22 protein-coding genes are annotated in these 22,137 nt (G+C 64.6%); 14 read left to right on the forward strand and 8 right to left on the reverse strand.

The features are described 5' to 3' along the window. Nucleotides 1-17 precede the first annotated feature (17 nt). The gene (locus VGH98_18900; GenBank protein HEY2378051.1) at nt 18-389 is read left to right on the forward strand and encodes a hypothetical protein; all 372 of its coding nucleotides are present in this window, start codon (nt 18-20) and stop codon (nt 387-389) included. Here VGH98_18900 and VGH98_18905 read toward each other — a convergent pair. Next, nucleotides 381-1,265, reverse strand: coding sequence for a hypothetical protein (locus VGH98_18905; protein ID HEY2378052.1), 885 nt, complete (start codon nt 1,263-1,265; stop codon nt 381-383). The two genes, VGH98_18900 and VGH98_18905, sit on opposite strands and share 9 nt — an antisense overlap. Further along, the gene (locus VGH98_18910; GenBank protein HEY2378053.1) at nt 1,252-4,584 is read right to left on the reverse strand and encodes a S41 family peptidase; all 3,333 of its coding nucleotides are present in this window, start codon (nt 4,582-4,584) and stop codon (nt 1,252-1,254) included. Before VGH98_18910 ends, VGH98_18905 begins: the two co-directional genes overlap by 14 nt. 62 nt (nt 4,585-4,646) lie before the next feature. Here VGH98_18910 and VGH98_18915 point away from each other — a divergent pair, with 62 nt between their 5' ends. From VGH98_18915 to VGH98_18930, 4 genes are all read left to right on the forward strand, one after another. Beyond that, nucleotides 4,647-5,714, forward strand: coding sequence for an integron integrase (locus VGH98_18915; protein ID HEY2378054.1), 1,068 nt, complete (start codon nt 4,647-4,649; stop codon nt 5,712-5,714). Between the two features lie 382 nt (nt 5,715-6,096). After that, complete coding sequence (locus VGH98_18920; protein ID HEY2378055.1) at nt 6,097-6,969, forward strand: site-specific integrase; 873 nt, start codon at nt 6,097-6,099, stop codon at nt 6,967-6,969. Between the two features lie 19 nt (nt 6,970-6,988). Continuing rightward, nucleotides 6,989-8,137 carry an IS91 family transposase gene (locus VGH98_18925; protein HEY2378056.1) on the forward strand — a complete coding sequence of 383 codons (1,149 nt, stop codon included), beginning with the start codon at nt 6,989-6,991 and terminating at the stop codon, nt 8,135-8,137. Nucleotides 8,138-8,456: 319 nt separating this feature from the next. Then, nucleotides 8,457-8,801: a hypothetical protein gene (locus tag VGH98_18930; GenBank protein HEY2378057.1), complete on the forward strand. Its 345-nt coding sequence runs from the start codon at nt 8,457-8,459 to the stop codon at nt 8,799-8,801. Nucleotides 8,802-9,161: 360 nt separating this feature from the next. On the opposite strand, the gene VGH98_18935 is transcribed toward VGH98_18930, so the two are convergent. Then, entirely contained in the window at nt 9,162-10,295 is a 1,134-nt protein-coding gene (locus VGH98_18935; GenBank protein ID HEY2378058.1) for an IS110 family transposase, read from the reverse strand. 152 nt (nt 10,296-10,447) lie between these two features. On the opposite strand from VGH98_18935, the gene VGH98_18940 reads away from it, so the two are divergent. Together VGH98_18940 and VGH98_18945 are read left to right on the forward strand one after the other, a co-directional pair. Beyond that, nucleotides 10,448-11,002 carry a GNAT family N-acetyltransferase gene (locus tag VGH98_18940; protein ID HEY2378059.1) on the forward strand — a complete coding sequence of 185 codons (555 nt, stop codon included), beginning with the start codon at nt 10,448-10,450 and terminating at the stop codon, nt 11,000-11,002. Nucleotides 11,003-11,135: 133 nt separating this feature from the next. Further along, the gene (locus VGH98_18945; GenBank protein ID HEY2378060.1) at nt 11,136-11,456 is read left to right on the forward strand and encodes a hypothetical protein; all 321 of its coding nucleotides are present in this window, start codon (nt 11,136-11,138) and stop codon (nt 11,454-11,456) included. 315 nt (nt 11,457-11,771) lie between these two features. Here VGH98_18945 and VGH98_18950 read toward each other — a convergent pair whose 3' ends face one another. Then, complete coding sequence (locus VGH98_18950) at nt 11,772-11,966, reverse strand: hypothetical protein (GenBank protein ID HEY2378061.1); 195 nt, start codon at nt 11,964-11,966, stop codon at nt 11,772-11,774. 164 nt (nt 11,967-12,130) lie between these two features. On the opposite strand from VGH98_18950, the gene VGH98_18955 reads away from it, so the two are divergent. Beyond that, complete coding sequence (locus VGH98_18955) at nt 12,131-12,619, forward strand: hypothetical protein (GenBank protein HEY2378062.1); 489 nt, start codon at nt 12,131-12,133, stop codon at nt 12,617-12,619. A 50-nt stretch (nt 12,620-12,669) separates the two neighbouring features. On the opposite strand, the gene VGH98_18960 is transcribed toward VGH98_18955, so the two are convergent. Beyond that, nucleotides 12,670-13,608: a branched-chain amino acid transaminase gene (locus VGH98_18960; protein ID HEY2378063.1), complete on the reverse strand. Its 939-nt coding sequence runs from the start codon at nt 13,606-13,608 to the stop codon at nt 12,670-12,672. Nucleotides 13,609-13,673: 65 nt separating this feature from the next. Here VGH98_18960 and VGH98_18965 point away from each other — a divergent pair, with 65 nt between their 5' ends. The 3 genes from VGH98_18965 (at nt 13,674) to VGH98_18975 (ending at nt 16,192) form a co-directional block, all read left to right on the forward strand. Further along, entirely contained in the window at nt 13,674-14,783 is a 1,110-nt protein-coding gene (locus tag VGH98_18965) for an MBL fold metallo-hydrolase (protein ID HEY2378064.1), read from the forward strand. A gap of 646 nt (nt 14,784-15,429) precedes the next feature. Next, entirely contained in the window at nt 15,430-15,831 is a 402-nt protein-coding gene (locus VGH98_18970) for a hypothetical protein (GenBank protein HEY2378065.1), read from the forward strand. A 94-nt stretch (nt 15,832-15,925) separates the two neighbouring features. Beyond that, nucleotides 15,926-16,192, forward strand: coding sequence for a hypothetical protein (locus VGH98_18975; protein HEY2378066.1), 267 nt, complete (start codon nt 15,926-15,928; stop codon nt 16,190-16,192). A 372-nt stretch (nt 16,193-16,564) separates the two neighbouring features. Here VGH98_18975 and VGH98_18980 read toward each other — a convergent pair whose 3' ends face one another. After that, complete coding sequence (locus VGH98_18980; GenBank protein HEY2378067.1) at nt 16,565-17,029, reverse strand: hypothetical protein; 465 nt, start codon at nt 17,027-17,029, stop codon at nt 16,565-16,567. 539 nt (nt 17,030-17,568) lie between these two features. Then, nucleotides 17,569-18,057 carry a sigma factor-like helix-turn-helix DNA-binding protein gene (locus VGH98_18985; GenBank protein ID HEY2378068.1) on the reverse strand — a complete coding sequence of 163 codons (489 nt, stop codon included), beginning with the start codon at nt 18,055-18,057 and terminating at the stop codon, nt 17,569-17,571. A 230-nt stretch (nt 18,058-18,287) separates the two neighbouring features. Here VGH98_18985 and VGH98_18990 point away from each other — a divergent pair, with 230 nt between their 5' ends. Continuing rightward, entirely contained in the window at nt 18,288-18,530 is a 243-nt protein-coding gene (locus VGH98_18990; GenBank protein ID HEY2378069.1) for a hypothetical protein, read from the forward strand. Between the two features lie 46 nt (nt 18,531-18,576). Here VGH98_18990 and VGH98_18995 read toward each other — a convergent pair whose 3' ends face one another. Next, nucleotides 18,577-20,313 (reverse strand): DEAD/DEAH box helicase, encoded by a 1,737-nt coding sequence (locus VGH98_18995; GenBank protein ID HEY2378070.1) that lies wholly within the window; start codon nt 20,311-20,313, stop codon nt 18,577-18,579. Nucleotides 20,314-20,347: 34 nt separating this feature from the next. Here VGH98_18995 and VGH98_19000 point away from each other — a divergent pair, with 34 nt between their 5' ends. Beyond that, the gene (locus VGH98_19000; GenBank protein HEY2378071.1) at nt 20,348-20,875 is read left to right on the forward strand and encodes an RsmD family RNA methyltransferase; all 528 of its coding nucleotides are present in this window, start codon (nt 20,348-20,350) and stop codon (nt 20,873-20,875) included. Next, nucleotides 20,862-22,121 (forward strand): aminoacetone oxidase family FAD-binding enzyme, encoded by a 1,260-nt coding sequence (locus VGH98_19005; protein HEY2378072.1) that lies wholly within the window; start codon nt 20,862-20,864, stop codon nt 22,119-22,121. The genes VGH98_19000 and VGH98_19005 overlap by 14 nt, the downstream gene beginning before the upstream one ends. The last annotated feature ends 16 nt before the right edge of the window (nt 22,122-22,137 follow it).

Raw genomic sequence — 22,137 nt, forward strand, 5'->3', positions numbered from 1 at the left:
CGCCGCGAGTTGAGCCGTTGCTGAACGTCGAACGGCGTTCGTCGATCATTGTCCGCATCATTGCGGTCTTCGTCGGCGTGCTCGGCGTGCCGCACGTGGCGCAGGCGGTGCTCGGCATGCGAGGAAATGGCGACCCCCGCCTTCTCGCACTCGAGCACCTCGACGTCGCCATTTTTTCGTTCGTCGCCGCATACGCGCTGTGGACCGGCAAACGGTGGGCGCCATGGGCGCTTGCCGTTGCCGGCGGCGCGACCGCGCTCCTCGTGTTTAGTCTCGGTCCGTTGCTGGCGCTGGATCCGGTGGCGCAGAAAGGGCTGTGGAGCGGAGCCGGATCGATCGCAGTGATGACCGCGATTGGGGTTTGGTACGTGCGCCGTCGCTCAGGATGACAAGAGGAGAGCCGCGGCAAAGCGTTCTGCCGCGTCAGGTGCGTGTAGCAAGAACAGCGACGGCTCGATCAGCTCGAGCTCGAGCAGCAGATACTCATCGCCAGCGGGTGCGAGGTCGACGCGCGAGTAGAGCAGTTCGTTAGGCGGGACGCCGGTGATCGCTCCGGCGGCCTCGAGGACGCGCTCCGCACACCGGCGAGCGCTCGCCGGCGCCTCGGCCGGAGCCGACTTCGGCATCAAATGTCCTTCGACCAGCGCCGAGCGACGCCGCACCGCGTGCGTGAACTGGCCCCGCGCGAAGAGCAGCGACAATTCGCCCTCCTCGGCGAGCGCCGAGAGGTGTGGTTGAATCATCACGTCGCGCGTCGCGAGCAGGCGATCGAGATGCACCTGACCTTGCGCGGTTTCGTTCGCATCGAAGCGGCGCGTCTCGTGTGCCGACGCGGAGACCGCGGGCTTCACGACGATGTCGGTCCAACCGTGGGCGCGAGCGACGTCGCTCAGGTCGAGACTCGCCCCCCCGTCGACGAACACCGTGTCGATCACCGGGACGCCGCGTTCCGCGATTGCGCCGAGATAGCGCTTGTGCGAGTTCCAGCGGACGACGCGTGCGTCGTTATGCAGCACGGTCTCGCTGCCGACGCGATCGATCCACCGGAGAAAATCCGGCCGACGCAGGTGATAGTCCCACGTCGACCGAATGACGACGGCGGCGCCGCTGGACCAAGCCGCCGCCGAATCGTCCCACACCACTGCCTTCACGCGCGCGCCGCGAAGCTCGACCGCGCGCGCGAACAACTGGTCGTCCTCGCTCAGCCCGGGCCGCTCGGCGTACGTCGCAAAGAGAACGAGTGGCCGCGCGTCATCGCTGGTCATTCCGCTTCGGCGCGCCTGCCTTGGTGTTCCCCGCCTGCACCGCTGCTTTGAGCGACTTGTTCGGATACGCAGGCGCGGCCGGCACCGGCACCGGATGCGCCTTGATCTCGCCCTGCAGATACGCGATCGCCGCGTCGAGCTGCGCGTCCTGACCTTTGAACGTCGCGTGTGGTTCGTTGTCGACGACCATGTCCGGATCGACGCCGTGGCCCTCGATGAGCCACTGCCGCTCGGGACCGTAGACGCCCATCTCCGCCGCCGTCGCGATGCCGCGATCGACGAGGTTGTTGCTCGACGAGAGCCAGATCTCGCCGCCCCACGTGCGGGTGCCGATCAGCTTTCCGAGGCCAAGCCGGCGGAAGCCTTCGCTGAACGCTTCACCGTCGGAAGCAGTATTCTCGTCGGTGAGCACAACCATGTGTCCGCGAAAAGCGTACTGCATGTTCCAGTACGGATTTCCGGTGCGGGCCTGCCAGAAGAACCACGCCTTGCGCATCAGCCGCTCGAGAAGCCAGCTGTCGATGTTGCCGCCGTTGTTGTGCCTAACGTCGATGATCAAACCCTGGCGGTTGAAGGCGGGGTAATAATCGCGGGCGAACTCCGCGATGTCGTTCTGTCCCATCGCGCGGAGATGCACGTAACCGATCTGTTCGGCGCTCTTCTTCTCGACCTCGACGCGGCGCGTGTACTCCCACTCCGAGTATCGAAGTCCCTGCTCGCGCTGCTGGCTGATCGGCGTGACGATGACTTCTCGTTCGCCACCGGTCTTCGGCTTGACGCGGAGCAGCACCTGTCGATCTGCTTCGTCGCGCAGGAGCGAGCCGATGTCAGCGCTGAGTGTCGGAATGCCGTTGACGGCTTCAATGATATCGCCTTCGTTCACGTTCACACCGAAGCGCGCGAGCGGCGACAGATCGCGCGGCGAGTCGGGATCGTTTTGATAGATGTGGTCGACGCGATAGCCGCCGCCGCTCTCGTCACGCGTCAGGCGTGCGCCGAGTGACGCGGGAGCGATGGCTTCGGAACCGCGGCGGAAGTCGCCGCCGTAGACAAAGATGTGGAGCGCCGAGAGCTCGCCGACCATCTGCGCGAGGATGTCGCTCAGCTCGGCGCGGTCGGTGACGCGGTCGACGAGCGGCCGATAGTGTTCTTTCATCGCCGGCCAGTCGACGCCGTTCATGCCGCGATCGTAGAAGTAGTCGCGCTCGAGTCGCCACGCGTCGGCGAACTCCTGCCGCCACTCGTCGCGCGGTTCGAAGTGCAACACCCAGTTCTGCAGATTGACTCCCGCCTTGGAGAGGTCGGTCGGCGCCTTCGCGCCGGCGTCGACGACGTAGATGTCATTGCCGCGCCTGACGAGGACTTTCTTGCCGTCGAGGGAGAGCTCGTAACCGCGGACGTCGGCCATGAACGTCTCTGGCTTCGGCTCCTTGTTCTCGATCGGGAAGGTCATGAGCTGCGGCCGCGCGGTGAAGCCCGCGTCGCGCGAGAGATAGTACAGACGCTTGCCGTCGGTCGAGAGGAGGCCGTAGTTGCCGGAGGGTGCGGGGACTTCGATGATGCGGCGGTCGATGCCGTCGAGGTCGACCGTTAGGCGCGGCGATGGCGGCACGCCCTGGCGCGTGGCGGGCGGCTTGATGCTGTCCGGTGCCGGCGACTTCGCCGTGCTGTCTGTCTTGATCGCGACTGGCTTTCCCGATCCGAGCTCGTCGTCCGGCTGGAAGGGGTTGCGCTCGTTGGGCGCGAGTGCCAAAGCGTAGATGAGCGTCTGCTTATCGAAATAGGGCTCCGGCGCACGGGCGCCCCACGGCCCGCCGACGAGCGATTGCAGGTTCCGATCGGACAGGAAATACAGCCACTTGCCGTCGGGACTCCACGTCGGACTCTCGCTGTCGTAGCGGTCGGACGTGACTGCCGTCGCCTTTCCAGTCTCGACAGAGTAGAGGAAGATCTGATCGAACTGGTTGTCGGCCGGCGCGGCGTAGGCCAGCCACTTTCCGTCGGGCGACCAGCGGACGCCGCTGAAACCGCCGTCCTTGTTCACCGCGAGGCGCGTGTTCTTCTTTGTCTGCGTGTCGAAGAGCCAGAGCTGCTGGTCTTTGTCCGTGTGCGCGATGTAGCGTCCGTCGGCCGACGGGATGCCGTCCCAGCGCAGCACCTTCGCGTCGTTCGTGATCTGCGTCGGCGTGCCGATGCCATTCGCCGAGACGCGCCAGAACTCGACTTCGCCACTCTGGTCGGTGAGCGCGAGGAGTCCTTTGCCGTCGGGCATGAAGCGCGCGTCGCGGACGCGGACCTTCTTGTCGCGGAATGCTTCGACGAGGCGGCCTTGCTGCACCGGCGCGACGAAGAGCTGGCCGCGCGCGGTGAGGACGACGCGATCGCCGTTCGGCGAGAGGTGAACGTCGGAGATCCATTCGACGGGATTCTTGATCCACTTCTCGCGCGTCTGGTCGAAATCGGAGACGAGGGTGATCGGCACCTGCGAGTCGTTGTTCGACGCGATGTCGTAGACACGGAGGTCTGCCCCCAGTTGATACACAATCTTTCCGTCGCCTAACGAGGGAGATTGGACGTCGAAGTTTGCGTGGCGCGTGAGCTGTTTGAGGTCTTTGCCATTCTCGTCCATCGACCAGAGGTTCATCGTCCCGTCGCGGTCCGAGGCGAAGTAGACGCGTCCCTTCCACACCATCGGCGAGCGGCTGGTGCCTTCGTAGTCTCCGGTGAGCGGCTGCGCGTGCTCGGCGTTCGAGGCGAAGCGCCAGATATTCTGCGCGGTGCCGCCGCGATAGCGCTTGGTGTTGCTGCCCTGCCAGGCAAAGCGCGTGAAGAAGAGCGTGGCGTTGTCATACGAGCCGTCGCTTGCCTGCGCGAGAGGCACGACCGCAGTGGCATTGGAGCGCGGATCGACGGTCGCGAGCTCGTTGTTGGGGAGCGTCGAGAAGTGGCGCGTCGAGTAGAGGACCTTGCCGTCGGGCGTCCACCCGGTGACGATGGCGGCACCGCCCTCGAATGTGCGTCGCGTCGGCGCGCCGCCGTCGATCGGCATCGTGTAGACCTCAGTCGGTCCTTCGTAGGACGCCGAGAAGGCGATGGTTTTGCCGTCGGGCGAGATGGCGGCGTGTGATTCTTCGCCCTGTGCGGTCGTTAGTCGCTGGGCGACGCCGCCGGCGATGGGGATGCGCCAGAGGTCGCCTTCGGCGGTGAAGACGATGGAATTGCCTGAGATCGTCGGGAAGCGGTAGTAGCCGAGCTGGGGCTGCTGCGCGGCGAGCGGTACCGCCACGAATAGTGCGGCAAGGATGCGATATGGATGCATGGTCAGTGTGGTACGGGAAGCACGAGCTTATCTGGTGCGCGCGCGCGGGGCAAGGAATTGGGATGAGGCGGCTTCGCCATGCGGTGAAACGATGGTGCGCGCTGCCGGTCGCACCGCAGACTGGAGTCGTGCTCATTCCCAAAGCGCATCTCGTTGGAGCGCCTGATCCGGTACGACGGTTTCGTCTGCTCGAACAGGTGCGTCGATGCGGTCGGGAGCGGCGGTATAGCGAACGGACTATCGCCGCGTACGTGCATTGGATTCGCCGGTTCGTGGTTCATTTTGGCCGGCGGCATCCGCGAGAGCTCGGGCCGCTGCACGTGCGTGAGTTTCTTGCGCACATGTGTGTGGAAGGGCGAGCGGCGCCGTCGACTCAGAATCAGGCATTGGCGGCGTTGACCTTTCTGTACGCAGGCGTGCTCCATGCGCCGTTCGATCGAATACCAGGGATCACGCCGGCGCGTCAGCAGCGGGGCGTTCCGATCGTCCTGTCGCAGCGCGAGATCGGACGTCTGCTCGAGCAACTCGAGCCGGTTCCGCGGCTCGCCGTATTACTGATGTACGGCAGCGGTCTGCGGGTGCTCGAGTGCCTAACGTTGCGCGCGAATGACATCGATCTCGATCGACGCGAGATCGTGTTGGGGAATGGGAAGGGTGGGAAGGACCGGCGCGCACCGATTGCGGTGGCGGCGCTGCCCGCGTTGCGACGTCATTTGCGCGAGCGGCAGCGCCAGTATTATCGTGACCTGAAGCTGAGCGTTCGCTGCACGGGACTCACCGTGGCTCTCGAGCGGAAGTATCCCAGGGCGAGCATCAGTTGGCCGTGGGCCTACCTCTTCGCGGCGACACGGACTTTTGTGGACACACTCGGCGTTCGCCGGCGTCATCATCTTCACATGACGGTCATCCATCGCGCCATTGCCCGCGCCGCGCGCGGTGCCGGCCTAACGAAGCGGGTGACGTGTCACGCCTTTCGCCATTCGTTCGCGACGCATCTCCTCGAGGCGGGCGCCGATATCCGCACGATACAGGAATTGCTGGGCCACTCGGATGTACGGAAAACGATGATCTATACGCAGGTGCTCAACCGGGGCGGGCTCGGTGTGACGAGTCCCGCCGATCTGCTGTGAGTATTGGCGCGTCCGACAGCGCGGCGAACGTGGTCGGGGCGGGGACTGGGGGTCCCTGCCGCGTGCTCGGCCTCGGGCGATGCCGCCGTACACCTTACATTGCAAGCGCGCGACATTAGACTGCAGGCGCTTCGGGAATGCGAGGCCGATCAGTCAGTGTTGTCAGCAGTTAAACAAAGAGGGAGCAATCCAGCTCGTAGCTTAGATTGCGAGCAGTGATGGGTTACGTATTTTCGAGTTTGTGAATCCCGCTATCTAATTAGCGTTGAACTCAATCCGCCTGCGGCGGATGGACGTTGCGCAGTGGCCACCCTTAGCGCGCGGTTGATGTTCCGCGGTCGCGCTGATCTGATCCTCTCCTCCCTTTCCCTGAGAGGATCATATGACGGCTCTACGCCGGCGCCTCACCGAGAACCTCCAGCTCCGAGGCTATGCTGAGCGGACGGTCGAATCATACGTCGCGGTCGTCGCTCGCCTGGCGCAGCACTATCGGCGTGCACCTGACCAACTGACGGAAGCCGAGCTGCGCGCGTATCTGCTCTATCTCACGTGCGAGCGTAAACTCTGTCGCGCGAGTTTCACGCAGACCTTGTGCGGGCTGCGCTTCTTCTACGAACAGACACTCGGTCGCCACTGGACCATCCTCGACGTGGCGCGGCCGAAACGGGACCGAAAACTTCCGGTCGTCCTCAGCCGGGACGAAGTCTGGCGCGTGCTCGGAGCGGTGCGCACGCCGATGTATCGCACCTGCCTCACGACCATCTACTCGTGTGGCCTCCGCTTGTGCGAGGCGCTCGATCTTCACGTCGAGCAGATCGACAGTGACCGCTTGCTCTTCCACATCCGGCGCGGCAAGGGGGGCGTCGACCGGATGGTGCCGATACCGCACGCCTTGCTCACGGTGCTCCGCGCCCACTGGCGCACGCATCGCAATCCGGTGTGGGTCTTTCCCGCGCCGCGTCGGCGGCCCCCACGCGCCGTCTCGGATCCGACGATTGGGCCAATCGATGCCACCGTTCTGCAGCGCGCGTTCACCCGGGCGGTGACCGATAGCGGCGTCCAGAAACGGGCGCACGTGCACACGCTTCGGCACAGCTACGCGACACATCTGCTCGAAGCCGGCGTGCCACTCGCGCTCATTCAGGAATACCTGGGGCATAGCAGTCCCAGTACAACGTCGATCTACACGCACGTGACCCGCGAGCTGCGCGACGCGGCCATCGATCCGATAAATGAGTTGATGCCGGCCCCGTAGCTCGCGTCGGCCGCGTCTCGTGCTCGAGCTGGCGGACATCATCCGCGCAGCAGGACCGGCGTACGTCGCTACGCACGCCGGCACGCTTCTGCCGTCCCAGCGCCGGGCACTCCATGACATCATCCAGTGTCGCACTGCAGCCCTCGGCGGCTCGCTGTATCGCTGTGACGATTGCGGCGCGCTCGACTACCGCTATCACTCCTGTCGCAGTCGCCATTGTCCAAAGTGCCAGACCGATCGTGCCCAGCGGTGGCTCGATCGAGTCCAGGAGCGCTTGCTTCCGTGCGATTACTATTTGCTCACTTTTACCTTGCCCGCGCAGCTGCGGACAGTGGCGCATCGTCATCAGCGCTCGGTTTATGGGGCGTTGCTCCGCGAGGCAGCTGCCACCGTACAACGCGTCGCCGCCGATCGCGCCTGGATCGGCGGGACGCCTGGCATCCTCGCCGTGCTCCATACGTGGTCACGCACGCTCGACTACCATCCGCACGTGCATCTCCTGGTGAGCGCAGGTGGTCTGACCGCGGATGGAGCGGCGTGGATTCGGCCAGCACACCCTCGGTTCCTTTTGCCAGGCTATGTGCTCTCCCGGATCTTTCGCGCGAAGATGCGCGATGCGCTGACACGCGCTGGTGTTGTCTCGAATATCGATGCCCGCGTATGGCACCGCCGCTGGACCGTCCATGTTGAGCAAGCTGGTACTGGTGCACACGCGACGCTATACCTCTCGCGCTATGTCTATCGCGTCGCGCTCACGAATCAACGACTCGAACGCTTCGCCGACGGGCGCGTCACGTTTCAGTACACGGACGCGCGGACGCACACAACACGCTCGCTCACGCTGCCAGTCGACGTCTTCCTGACTCGATTTCTGCACCACGTCTTACCACGAGGCTTCACCAAGGTCCGCTGGTACGGGCTCCTGAGCCCCAGTCATCGCGCGGATCTCGAACGCGCTCGCCATCTCATCGCGCATCATGCTTCATCCAGTGCGCGCGGAGCGTCGCCCTCCACCGCCGCCGCCGCGACCTCGACACGCGACGATCAGTCACCCCCTTCGTTCGTGCCGCTCGCGAACCGATGCCCCGTGTGCTCTCGCGGTCACCGTGTGCTCGTGCAACGCTACCTCCCTTCGCGCGCTCCGCCGCTATGCTCGCGCGTCGCGTAGCCACCTGCGCAGCGGCCGGCGCTCCGCTCACCACGCGGACTGCCCAGCCGGGCTGTGCCCACGTCCCTGTCGTGCACCGCGATCGCGCTCACGCCGACCACGTGCGACGCTCAGACTTGCTTCGACTCTGGCCAGCCGGCATCTTCGCACCAGCGGAACGGTCGTCCACGCGCTCTTCGATTTCGATCAAATTCCAAGTGTAGGTCCGTCGCACCATTCACGGCGGATCGAGTTCAACAGGAGATTCTTATCCGCGGCTTCGCGCGGCAAGAATCTCTACTGCGTTAGGTAGCGCCCAATTCTCCGGGGCGATACAGATATGCCTATCGGCGATGCGTCCGAGGCACGCCCCGCGAACACCACACGCGCTGCACCGCCGAGCGTTGCGGCCGTGGCGTCTCTGCTATCCTGGGTCGTCGGTGGCGCAGTCGGCTGGACGTTCTCGCGGCGGCATCCCGCCGCGCCAGCGTTGGAGTGGGCCGGTGTTGCGGTGGCGGGCGCTTCGATCGTGCTCAGCGTCTACGCCGTCTGGTGGCGCCGCAGCACTGGCCGGCCCCTGGTCACCCGCGCCGTGTGGCCTGCCCTGGCGACAACGATCGCGCTTAACGGACCGTTCGCCGTTCTGGTCGCGTGGATTCTAAGACTCGTGGACCGCGCTACCTAACGTCCGTTGAACCCGCCGAGCGCTGGGAGCATCCGGTGGGGAGGTGGCATCCGGTATCTTCCCTTTAGCATCGCGAACCGGTTGGGTTATGCGCTCGCAGGTTAACTCTGGCGTTGATATGACTGGGCTGCTGTCAAGGAGCGAATGAGGTCGCGTGGTCTGGAGCAGCATCGACGGTGAATCCTGCTGATATACGCCGGTCAGCACGTCGCCATGCCGGAGCCACAAGAATTGGATTCGTCGGGAGCTGGCCCCTTCTAGACTCGGGGATCTCGCGTCTTACCCGCGAGCCGCATAACGCCATCGGGAGTGCTCGCCCTTCGAGCCCCAGGCGCACGCGACCACATCTTCATCAATTCGTTAGGCGACGAGCGCGACCTCCGGCGCCGGCAGGTCCCGCATCACGGCCCACAAGAAGCCGACCAACTCTCGCGCCACCGCCACGACCGCGATCTGCGGCACCTTCCGATACGCGAGATGTTGATACCGTTGGTGTAATCGCTGCTGCGCCTTCCACGCGTGGGCGATGACCGTGGCCGGTTGGCCCTGTTGCCGCCGACGAATCTCGACGCTCAGGTTGGGGCGATAGTGATAGCACCACGCCGCCTGCACGAGCACGTGCCGGCAGTGGCTGTTCCCCGCTTTCGTGATCGAGCCTTTCCGCTCGCGCGGGCCACTCGAGTCCTCACGACAGACGAGACCGAGGTAGGCCGCGAGCTGGCCCGGCCGTTCGAAGCGCCGCCAGTCGCCGATCTCCGTCGCCAACACCATCGCCGCACGAAGCCCGATCCCGCGGAAGCACGGTAACCGCGCGACCGCGGGAGCGAGCGTCGGGAGGAGCGCGAGCTGCTCGATCTGGCGATCGAGCTCGTCGCGCCGCTGCAACTTGTACGCGAGCAGCGCATGGTACTCCCGGAACACGAGCCGATCGGCGGGCGCGAGCGGCGATTGCTCACTCGTGAGGTGCTCGAGCCAGCGGAGATGCGGCGTACACCAGTTCGTCCCGTCGCGAAAGACGAAGCCACGGCGGGCGAGGAACTTGAGAATGTAGTGCCGCGACTTCAGGATCTCGCGCTGGAAGGTCTCGCGACACCGCACGACGTCGCGCACGCGTTCCTCGGCCTCGGTGGGGATGCGAATCGCCGTGAGCTCGCCGGCGCGATAGAGCCGAGCCAGCTCGCAGGCGTCTCGCTTGTCGTGCTTCCGCTGGACGCCGGGGCGTTGCGGGATAAGCGACGGCGCGATCACCTCACACGCGTCGCCCCAGTCGCGCAGCGCGCGGTGGAGGACGTAGCCAGCGCCACTCGCCTCATAGCAACTGCGCAACTCACCCTGCCGGGCGAGTCGATCAAGATACCGTTTGAGCTTCGGCAACTCGTTAGGAAGCCGGTCGACGTGCCTCGGCGTCTTCGCGCCGACCGGCAGCACCGCGATCGTGATGGAGTCCTTGTGGACATCCATGCCGAGATAGATGATAAGGGCAGCAGATGACATGGGCTGGTCTCCGTGATGAGTGCGACAGTTCGATCGTCGCAGGTGGCTCTGGCAACTCCGGTTCGCACCGAGGAGCTAATCCACGTGAGAACCGGGGGCCAGCCCAGTCATATTTTCTAGGCTGCACACGCATCCAGATCATCGGTCAGAACATGGATCTCGTGCGGCCGACGCGCGAACACCTGGCGAGCTACGCGGATGCGCTCGATCGCGGTTGGTCGGCGGACACGCAGCGAGTTGAGGCTCGGCTCGATGAACTCCAGCGCATCGCTGCGGAGCCGGAAACCTTTCTCACCGAGCAAATCGACCCCGAGGGCCGCGGGCCGCCGATCACGCTTTCCGACGGGTCCATCGTTCCGCGCCTTCCGAGCTATCGGCTTTGGATGTGGGATGGCGCGTTCAGCGGCAGTATCTCGTTCCGTTGGCAACCCGGAACCACGGTGCTTCCGCCGCATTGCCTGGGCCACATCGGATACAGCGTTGTGCCGTGGAAGCGCCAACGCGGCTACGCGACGCGCGCGCTGAGCCTCATACTCCCGCTCGCGCGCGCCCAAGGGTTGCCGTTTGTTGAGCTCACCGCCGATCCGGATAACGTCGCCTCACAGCGCGTGATCATTAGTAACGGTGGTGAGCTGATTGAGCGCTTCATCAAGCCGGTGGGCCACGGCGGTGGTGAAAGTCTTCGGTTTCGGATTCGATTTTCGTAGTGGCTGTAGGCTAACGAACGCTGAAGCTGACAATGGAGCTATCGATGATGCGTGCTTCGCGCGCATCTTTGTATCTCCCTTGCAGCTGGCTAACGCGTGAGATGGGCACGAGCATCCAGGTGAGGAAGTTCTCATGAGCTCCGATGACCCCGACCATCCAGTGCTGTCCGATGCTTGGCGCTATGAGATCGTCGGCCTTCGACTTGAACTCAAACCCGAGAACAGCGCTGAGCCATTCCTCGATCTCACTGTGGACCTCGACGGCAGCCGCCGCACATTGCGCTTTTTCAGTCCGCAGTCGATCGAGATTGAGGAAGGGGGGCCTGTGAGCGGCGGATTGAAGATTTTGGACGTGTCAGAACGTCAGCTCGATCGGCTGGGCGTGCGCGTTGATGACTACGAAGGGCGTTCCGGCTCGTTACGGTTCTGGGCTCGCGATGTCGTGCCCATCTAACGTTGCGTTGCAGCTGGCAGCCACCGTGTTGTTTCCCGGACGCCTGTCCGCAACTACCAACTCGAGTTCATCGCGCAGGTTGCCTAACGAACACTGAGGCTGAGGAGTTCTGCATCTCGGCGGAATGGCGCCGGCCAACATCTCGATTTAGTCTTTGATATTGCGCATGGAGTGCTTGCAGCTTGGCAGGGGCGTTAGTTCGCAACAGGGGGTTGAATCGCAAGTCTCAATCGGTCAGCGATCCTCGTCATCCCGAAGCAGCCATACGCCGACTGGGCTAACTCGCTCGATGACCATGGCCCGCGGTTCAAGCTCTCAGAGGAGAGCGATGAACTCACCGTCTTCCTCGGTCCAGAGCTCGATACTGTCGAGGAAGTCGAGGCGTTTGTCACCAAGCATTTCGACTTCTTCTTCGAACACTGGCTCTTCGGCTGGTCCACGGACGAGACTCAGTGGCCGGCACGCCGGACCCGTCGCCTGTTTCGCGAATGGTTTGACGTCCGAGTTCACACGATGGTGGAGGACGTTATTGACGCGCCGTACGAGCTTGAGGACCTTTGAGCTCCTCGCGCCTGCGAGCTGACGAACGCCGAACGTGACAAGCGATCATTGCGTGCGGCTTTGCCGCATGATTGTGAAGGTGAGAGCTGAGCTCGATCATGGAGGAACACACAATGCGTGGCTCGAAGCAGACCGCAGTCGCCGCTCGTTTCGTCTCAGTGCTCGTACCGGTGGTCGCTTCCCTGCTCGTCGCGTCCGGCCTGCGGGCCGCCGGCGCCCAGGCGCCGAGCAATCCCTGCGCACAGGTCACGGTGGCCGAGGTGAGCGCCGCGCTCGGCGAGACCGTCGCGGCGGGACAACAGGCTGGCACGAAGACGTGCTCGTGGTCGGCCAACAAGCCGACGCATCAAGTCGTCTCCCTCATGTACTCGCCACCTGGCGACTGGCAGACGCGCAAGACGCGGCCGATGCCCGGCATCACGAAGACGAGCGTAAGCGGCGTCGGCGACGAGGCGTTCACCGAGACGGCCGGTAATTTCTCGACGCTCTATGTGAAGAAGGGAAGCACGACCTTCATGGTGCGCGTATACGGCGTGCCCGATCTCGGTCGGCAGCTAGCTATCCAGAAGCCGATCGCGCAGAAGGTCGCGGCGAAGGTCTGACGGCCGGCGGACAGCTGTCAGGGGTCCACTACGTTCATCGAGCCGTTGACCTACGCCGTCTGCACCTGAGTCGTGTACGCGAGCCACGCGTGGTACTGCGGCAGGCGGCCGTGCACAGCGTCGAAGTATGTCTGCTGGATGCGACGCGTGATCGGTCCCGGCTTGCCGTCGCCCACCGGACTGCCGTCCACCTCGGTGATCGGCGTGACCTCGATGGCAGTGCCAGTGAAGAACGCCTCGTCGGCGCCGGCGACGTCGTCGAGCGTGAGTGGGCGAACGTCGACGGGGACGCCAAGGTCGGGCGCGATCTGGAGGACGCTGTCGCGCGTGATGCCGAGGACGATGGACGCGTCGGCGTCGTTGGTGATGACGCGCCCGTCCTTCACGAGAAAGAGGTTGGCGCCGGAGCCTTCGGCAACGTCTCCCTTGTAGTTCAGCATCAGCGCATCGTCGAAGCCGCGCTTGTTGGCATCTTGCACGGCGCGCACCGAGTTGGTGTAGTGGCCGCATGCTTTCACGAACGGCGGGAGCGAGGCGGCATCGATGCGGCGCACGCTCGAGACGGTGACGCGCACGCCGCGCTCCGGGCCGCCCTGGATGTACGGCCGACCGGGCACGGCGATGATGGCGACGGAGACCGGGCACCCCTTGGGCCAGACGTTGAAGCTGTACGAGTCGAAGAAGGCGAGTGGGCGGAGATACGCGTTATCCAGCGAGTTCGCTCGGATGACGTCGAGCGACGCGGCGCAGAGTTGCTCGAAGGAGTAGGGCCACGCGATTTCGTAGTACGACGCAGACGCCGCGAATCGACGCATGTGGGCGTCGAGGCGAAAGATCGCCGGGCCATCGGCGGTGTCGTAGGAGCGCATCCCCTCGAAGACGCCGGTACCGTATTGCAGCGCGTGCGCACTGACGTGTATACGGGCGTCGTCCCAGGGTGTCAGTTCGCCGTTGAACCAAATGAGGTCGGATTTGGTAAAGGGGGGCATGGGCGGCGCCGGCCGGGGATAGGGTTGCATAGAATATGAGCTTCGCCTTCGATCCGACGATAGCCATGAAGTCACATCGGGCTCCAACGAACGGTCTTCGCCGCGAGCGACTGCGGGCGTCCCCGCGCTTCGACGGCCGAGTGTTTCGCAATACGTACCCCGTCTCGACAGGGCTCAAGGCGGGCGTCGAGCGTCCGACGATGCGCGACTTCCTCTGTCCCGACGAAGAGCGTGTGCCCTCGGCGCCGCTCCCGCTCGTCGACCCAGTCGGGTTCTGGGCAAAGCGACCGGCGTCCGGCCTTCGCGTCACGTGGCTCGGACATTCGACTCTGCTCATCGAGATCGACGGCGTGCGCGTCCTCACGGATCCGGTTTGGAGTGACCGAGCCTCGCCGCTGTCCTTCGCTGGACCCAAGCGATTTCATCCTCCTCCAGCGGCTCTCGCCGCGCTGCCGCCGCTCGACGCCATAATCTTGTCGCACGACCATTACGACCATCTCGATAGTTCGACCATTCGCAAGTTGGCCAGGACGCGCGGCGCCACGCCGTTCATCACCTCGCTCGGAGTCGGCGAGCGCCTCGAGCGCTGGGGCGTCCCGGCGAAGCGCGTCACGGAGTTGGACTGGTGGGAGACGGCCGAGGTGAAGGGCCTAACGATTACCGCGGCGCCGGCGCAGCATTTCTCCGGGCGAGGCATCCGGGACCGCAACATGACGCTCTGGTCGTCGTTCCACCTGCGCGGCGCGAGGCACTCCTTCTTCTTCGGCGCGGACAGCGGCCTCACGCCGGAATACTCGGACATCGCGCGGCGCCTCGGCCCATTCGACATGGTCGCCCTGGAGATTGGCGCGTATCACCCGTCGTGGGGCGACATCCACATGGGTCCCGTCAACGCACTGAAAGCGTATGAGCTGCTGGGAAGCGGCGACTTTCTGCCGATTCACTGGGGAACGTTCAATCTCGCGATTCACCCCTGGAGTGAGCCGGCGGAGACCGTATATCGGCTCGGGGCGGGTGTGCCGTTGATCATGCCGAGGCTCGGCGCGCCCACCGAACCGAGCGAGCCGAATGGCGTGGATCCGTGGTGGCGGGCGGTTGCGAGCACCGCTCCGGAGCCGCTCGCGGAGTCGGATGCTCCGGAGACCCTGGTGTCGGTGAAGCGCCTGATGGACTGAGCATGCTGGGCACCGGGCGAGCCGGAGCCGCGACGGTTTCTCCGCGGAATCAAGTACCATGCGGACGAGGTGATTCCACTGACGGGGTATCGCTGTCCGACGTGCGGCTATGTCGAGTTCTATGCGCGGCCTGCCTAACGAACGCCGAAGCTGCCAGAGGATCCATTGAATTGTTTGCGGCTCCGCCGTAAACTCTTATTGAATTTCGTTGCCGCTTAGCTCGGGCGTTCGATGGACACGACTCGCTCATGACGTTGAGGATTTCAAACACGCTCACGCCGCGCCAACGCTACCTTCTCATACTCTACGGCGTCGCAACCACATTCGCCGTCGTATCCACGCTTTGGGGCTGGCTCGGCGATTGTGCTCGACGCGAAATCGACGGCCAGTGCGGTATGTCGACGGCGTTCGGAGCCGCCATCGGCTTTGTCGGCGCCTGTATGATTCTCGCCTTCGGCCACTGGTTTCCCGTCCTTGCTCGGCTCGCAGGACTTTCACGCCCAGCTAACGATGTGACCAGGGGGCGCACTCTAACTACTTCTCGCGAGTGCCCGCCGAACCAGCCGCCCGCGTCTGACATCCTTCGTGTCCCGCTCCCGAAGAGTCCATCTGACGAACGCTGACGCTGGCCACGGGGTTTATTGAATTGCGAACGCCTTCGGGGTGGCGCCGGCGGCCCACGGTCGCAAAGCTCGATCTCACCCTCGCCCTTGCGATGCTCGTACTTGCAATCGGACTCTGTGTCGATGGCGCCCTCGCGGCGCGTGCCGCGGTTGCCGCCAATGGCTACAATGTTGATTCGGGCGTCTACGAACAGGCGTTCGCCGTGGTCGTGCTCGTCCCAATCGTTGCCGTCCTTCTACTTGCGGCACGCGCGAATAGTACGCGTCCCTGGACTCCCCGCTGGACGGGGCTCGTACTGCATTTTGCCGGCCTGCTGCTAGTGGGCCTGGTGGCCATGATCCTAGTCTTCGTAGCAGCTGCACCGCTCTTCCGCGACAGACAAACGCGACCCTCGCCGCCTAACGCGAACGTTGCTGCTGACTAGCGATTCATTGAAATGTGCGCTGCGCGTGCACTCTGATTGCGTTCCACTTGAAGCAGAACTGGCGCGGTAGCCGGCCAGTACAGCTTTCTAAGTCATGACCATTCGACTTATCGGCCGTGTGCAGCCAGGCAAGGGAGACGCGTCGAATTTGGCGAACGAGCATGATTGGCTCTGGACGCCGACGACAGCGGCGCGAGATCGGCCAGATCCGTGGGTCATCGAAATAATTGCGGCCGTCAATCTGCGGGCAACCTATGGGCTCGTCGACGGCGCATCTCTTGAAGTAGCGTCGCTCGGCGTGGCCCCACGCCCACGCTCACCGAGCGCGCCCCCGGCGGACGTCGCTGATCCTGCCCGCTAACGAACGTCTTGTCGAGGTGCTGACAGAAGGAGGACAGGTCATGAACCTGCATAACGTGCTCTGTCGAACCGCCACCCGCTTCGTGCCTGCGTTCGCGTCGCCAATTCAGTGTCTCGTGTGCGGGCGTGCTCGCACCCGTGCACGTCGCCTCGTTTCCGGACCGGCGCCACCCATTCATTCGGGGCAGAGGGTTCGCTGCGACTGGTGCCGAGCCCCGCGATTGTCCACGCAACTGCTGGCGCTTGGCCCGACGGCGGTTTGTACCGCATGTCTCGACTACATGCGAGCGATCGCAGTTGACGCGGGCCAGTATCGCGATCCTGACGCCTAACGTGGCGTTGCTTCTGCCGAGCGCCGATGTCAATCGCCGCCTCAAAGCAGTTTCCGCTTCTCATGGTCGGTGAGTTCGGCCTCGGCGGCATGCCCAGGGCTGTCGGGCAATTCCCGCCTTGCCGCTCGCCTGGCCACAGCGAGCGAACCAGAGGCGCAGACCGCGCAAGCAAGGGCGAACGTAGGGGCGATCGCTAGCACGTCGCCCCAGCCAAGGGACGCGGCCTTGGCGAAGAGGGCCGAGAGCAGAAGGCCGCCCATGGCACCCCACACCGCAAAGCGCCGAAGCGACATCTGATCAAACCTGCGACGGCGCTCGGTCAGCGCGAGGAACACGGAGAATATGACCCCGGCCATGAAACCGAGTACTCCAAAGATGAGCGGAAACGGCGCGTCGGCCTGGAAGCGAGTCACCACCGCCAGCACGAAGCCCGCACCGGACCACGCTGCTCCCCAAGTGAAGCCCATCCCGATTGCACCGCGAATGCGTCGTATCCAGTTCTGCATTATCAACTCCGACCTTAGAGTCTCACACCTTCGCGGCCTCCGCATTCGGACGAGTGCAAAAGCTCTTTGTGATGTAAAGTATCGCCTCACGTGGGCGGGATTCAAGAGCGGGCATCGCCGGTCTGACCGGCGCGTGGCGGGAGCCGGGCGCGTTTCTGTTGAGCGAAACGGCGTTCGTGTCGTATGAAGCCACGGTCGTGTCGTGCGAAGCCACGGTCGTGTCGTGCGAAGCCTCGGTCGTGTCATGCGAAGCCTCGGTCGTGTCATGCGAAGCCACGGTCGTGTCATGCGAAGCCACGGTCGTGTCATGCGAAGCCACGGTCGTGTCATGCGAAGCCGCGGTCGTGTCATGCGAAGCCGCGGTCGTGTCGTGTGCAATCGCGGTCGCCTCATGCATGGGCGCGGTCGTGTCACACATTGCCGCGGTGCACTCGCTCTGAGCCGACGTCGCCTTCAGTTTTGCGCGCGTCGCCTAACGAAGTGTTCCGGTCGCGCTCTATTTTGTCGCGGGCGGCTCACGATTTGGTAGCGACCGCTACCTATGCGGCACCGGCGCGCGAGTTATTGCCGCGGTCGCGTTCAGAGTTGGACCGGTCGCCTCCGAAGTTGGACCGGTCGCTCTTCAATGTGGAACGTTTTCCTTTCTTGGCGGAAGCGCGGCGCAGGCGCGAGGCCTCGTGGCGCTCGCTCAGCTCCTCGATGAAATCGTACCAGAGCGGGCGATCGACGTCGGTGAACAGTTCGACGACGTGCGCCAACTGGGCGCGCAACGAGCGTAGCGCGGCCTGGAGGTGGACGTCGTAGGTGTTCACACTGATGCCAAGGCGTAGCGCGACCTCGGCCCGTTTGCGTTCGTCGATGAAGGTTTCGAGGATGATCTGACGTTGCATCCACGGCAGGTCGGGCAGATGACAGCGAAGGATCCGATCGAGCTGCTGTGTGTCGTCTTTGGCGCGCTGCTCCGCAGGCGCGGGCGCGTCGTACTTGCCGTCGTCGTTCCGGACGATGGCAAGGAACCAACGGGGCACGCTTCTTAGGCTGCTGCAACGATTCAATGAAGAGAGGGCGCCAGAATTGACGACGTCCTCGACGCTCTGCCGCGAGACGAATTGGGCCGCCATGCGGCGAGCCGCGTCGAGGTTGGAGACGATGCCAGCCCAGAACGCAGAAAGCTGGGCCTCGGCGGCGCTGACGCGTTGCGTTTGCGTTTGGCTGCTCCAAAGTTTGGCTGACGACACCTTTTAGGAGCGATAAACTGATGCGCGGCATCGGCCAGTTCTTGATGGCGCTCGGCGCAGCCATCGGTGTTCTTGTAGCGGTGGCGATGGTCGCTCATCTCGGCTTTGCCGGTGCCCCATGGCTGGTGAACGTCGCGCTGGCGAAGCTCGGGCTGATCGCTGCCGGTGGCCTGATGGCCGGGGGCGCCGTAAGCGTCCGCCTTGCCCGACGACATGAGCAGCGCCAATTGGAATCGCAACTGAGCAGCCGGGATGATGGGTAACAGAGTTCGCGAGCACCCGTGCCTGCATTTAGCAAACAATAGCAGCTCAATCGCGATCCTCTCGCACCAGTACCTTCTTCCCGCGTAGCTTCGTTCCTCGAAGCGCCGCGATGATCGACTTGGCTTCGCTGTCGGGAACCTCGACGATCGAGAACTTGTCCGCTATATCGATCGCACCGATGCCGTCCGGACTCACTCCGGCCTCATTGGCGATGGCGCCGACGATGTCCGCCGGGCGCATTCCGCTCGAGCGACCGAGACCGATGAAGAGCCGCGTGATGTCGCCCCCGCCGCCGGAGCGGCGGCGTGCTGCGCGCGGTTCCTTGCGTTTCCTCTTGTGCCGGATCGGCTCGACATCGCGCGCTCCCCGCCCCTCCCGTTCCCTTCTCTCTGGCGCATGCTGCGGAGCTGGGATCTCCGTTTCGCTCGTCGCTTTGCCGCGTCCCCCCGCTTCGTGCAGCAGCTTCACCGCTGCCATCGCGACGTCCACGACGTCGTGCTCCGAGCTCAGGGTCTCGACGACGACTCGGTAGTCCTCGACCTCGCCGGCCTCGATCGCTTGCTCGATGGCGGCGCGTGTGAGGTCCAGCTTGCGCGCGCGCAGGTCGACGATCGTGGGAAGCTGCTCTCGTTCGATTTTCTGCTTGGTGAGGCGCTCGATGTTCCCCAGATAGCGATGCTCGCGCGGCTCCGCAAACGTGATCGCGACGCCTGCGCGCCCTGCGCGGCCCGTGCGGCCGATGCGGTGGACATACGCGTCGGGAGAGGAGGGCACGTCGTAGTTGACCACGTGTGACACGCCTTCGATGTCCAGACCGCGCGCGGCGACGTCGGTGGCGACGAGCAGTTCGACGCTCCCCTCGCGAAAGCGCTTCATCACCCGGTCACGTTCCTGCTGCGACAGGCCGCCGTGCAGCGCGGCAGCCCTATAGCCGTGGGCCGCAAGCGACTCCGTGAGCTCGTCCACCTCGCCGCGCGTGCGGCAGAAAACGATCGCCGACGACGGGTCCTCCATGTCGAGCACACGACCAAGGGCTGCGAGCTTGTGCTGGCGTCCCACGACGTACGCGGTCTGACGCACGCGGGGAACCGCCCCCTCCGCATGCTTCTCAGCTCGGATGGTCACGCGCACTGGATTGTTCAGATGGCGCTCCGCGAGAGCGGCGATGCGCGGCGGGATCGTCGCCGACAGCAACGCGGTCTGCCGCTCCTTCGGTACGGCTTCGAGAATGGCCTCGAGGTCCTCCGCGAATCCCATGTCGAGCATCTCGTCCGCCTCGTCAAGCACGACGACACGGACGTCCGAGAGCTCCAGCGTGCGGCGCGAGATGTGATCCAGGGCGCGTCCCGGCGTTGCGACGACGACGTCGACGCCGCGCTTGAGCGCACGCAGCTGCTGCTGGATAGCCTGGCCGCCATACACCGGAACCACGCACGTCCCGAATGCCGCATAGCCGTACTTGTGCACCGCCTCGGCGACCTGCATCGCGAGCTCGCGCGTCGGTACGAGGATGAGCGCCCGAGCGCGACCCGACTCGTCGTCGCCGCGCTCCTCGTCGTGGATGCGTTGAAGCAGCGGAAGCGCGAAAGCAGCGGTCTTCCCGGTACCCGTCGCTGCCTGCCCCAGGAGATCGCGTCCTTCGAGCAGCGGCGGTATCGCCTCACGCTGAATCGGCGTCGGCTCCTCATACCCCAGGGCACTCAGGGCGTCGAGCAGCTTCGGTGAAAGGCCGAGGCTGCGGAATCCGTCGGTGACTATCGTGCGCGCGTCTGACACTGTCATGTGGGTCGAGGCTGAAGCTGAGTTAGGATCCGTCATGAGGATCGTGGGCGGGAAATTCGCGGGATGGGACCTCACGTCGCCCAACGATTTCCGCGTCCGGCCTACCGGGGAGCTCGTGCGTGTAGCAATGCTCGACCGGCTGGTGAATGTACTCACGGGAGCCCGCATCCTGGATCTGTTTGCCGGCACAGGCGCACTGGGGCTCGAAGCGCTCTCACGCGGAGCCGCCACGGCGGACTTTGTCGAGACGCGCGCATCGAGTCTGCATGCGCTCAAGGCGAACATCGTATTGCTCCGTGCGCGCGACCGAACCCGCGTGTTCAAGAAAGACGCGCTCCGCTTTGCCGCCGCGCTCCGCGAAGGCAGCTATGACGTCGCCTTCGTGGACCCGCCCTATGAGTCGCGGATGCTGGACCGCGTGATCGAGGGTTGGCAGCTGACCCGCTTCTCCGCGATACTGGTCGCCCAGCACGCGACGACTCACACGTTGCCACCGGGCGCGGAGCTCGAGAGGTTCGGCGAGACGAGCGTGAGTTTCTACGGTTTGCGTGCCGCCCGATAGCACTTCCCAAGCGCCGCGGCGCGTCGTCGTCATCGGCGCGGGTGCAGCCGGCTCAATGGCAGCCATTTTTGCCGCCACGGCCGGCGCCGAGACCACGCTCCTCGAGCGCACTCGCGACGGCGGCCGGAAGATCCTGATCAGCGGCGGCGGCCGCTGCAACGTGCTCCCGATGCGCGTCGACGAATCTCGCTTCGTCACGGATTCCTCACCGCATCTGCTCCGGAAGATTCTCCGTTCGTGGCCGTTGGCCGAGCAGATCGCGTTCTTCGAACACGAGCTTCGCCTGCCGCTCGCCGAGGAACCGGAATCGGCGAAGCTGTTCCCGGTATCGAACAAGGCTCGCGACGTACGCGATGGACTTCTCGCGTACGCCGCACGAGCCGGCGCGACGCTGCGCATGAACACCCTCGTCGCCGGGTTCGAAACGCATGACGATTGTTGGCGCGTCGAGTGCAACGGCGCGCCGCCAATCGACGCCGATGCCGTCATCGTCGCGACTGGCGGCCTCTCGGTGCCGAACACGGGGAGCGATGGTCTCGGCCTTCGAGAGTTGGCGCGGCTGGGTCACACGATGCACCCCGTGTACGCCGCGCTCACTCCAATCACGGCTTCCGGCTCGATCTTCGGCGCGCTCAGCGGCGTATCGCTCCGCGTCACGCTATCGGCGCGTGATGACGTGGCGAAACGCAGCGCCACCGCGAGCGGCGGCTTCCTGTTCACGCATCAGGGCTACAGCGGGCCGGCGCTACTCGACGTGTCGCACGTCGCGGTTCGGTCACGCGCCAAATCGCCTGCGTTGGCGCGACTGACGGTGAAGTGGACGGAGCTCGGCGCCGACGAATGCGAAGCGGCGCTGCGCCCGCAGGGCAATCGCACGGTGACGGGAGCGCTGCGAGCGTTGCTGCCGGACCGTCTCGTCACGATGCTTCTGACGTTGGCGCAGGTCGACCCAACGCGGTCGCTCGCCGAGCTTCGAAAAGATGAGCGCCGCCGAGTCATTGATATCCTAGTGGCGACTGCGCTGCCTTGGAATGGCGACGAAGGATACCGAAAGGCGGAGGTTACCGGAGGCGGCGTCAGTCTCGCCGAAGTGGACCCGCGCACGATGGAGAGCCGGCGTCATGTGGGACTGTTCATTTGTGGTGAAGTACTCGATGCGTTTGGTCCAGTCGGCGGATACAACTTCCTTTGGGCCTGGGCGACGGGGCGCGCGGCAGGACTCGGCGCGGCAATGAGCGCGCGGTAATGCCGGGCGACGGCGC

The organism is Gemmatimonadaceae bacterium, from assembly GCA_036496605.1.
GTDB lineage: Bacteria > Gemmatimonadota > Gemmatimonadetes > Gemmatimonadales > Gemmatimonadaceae > AG2.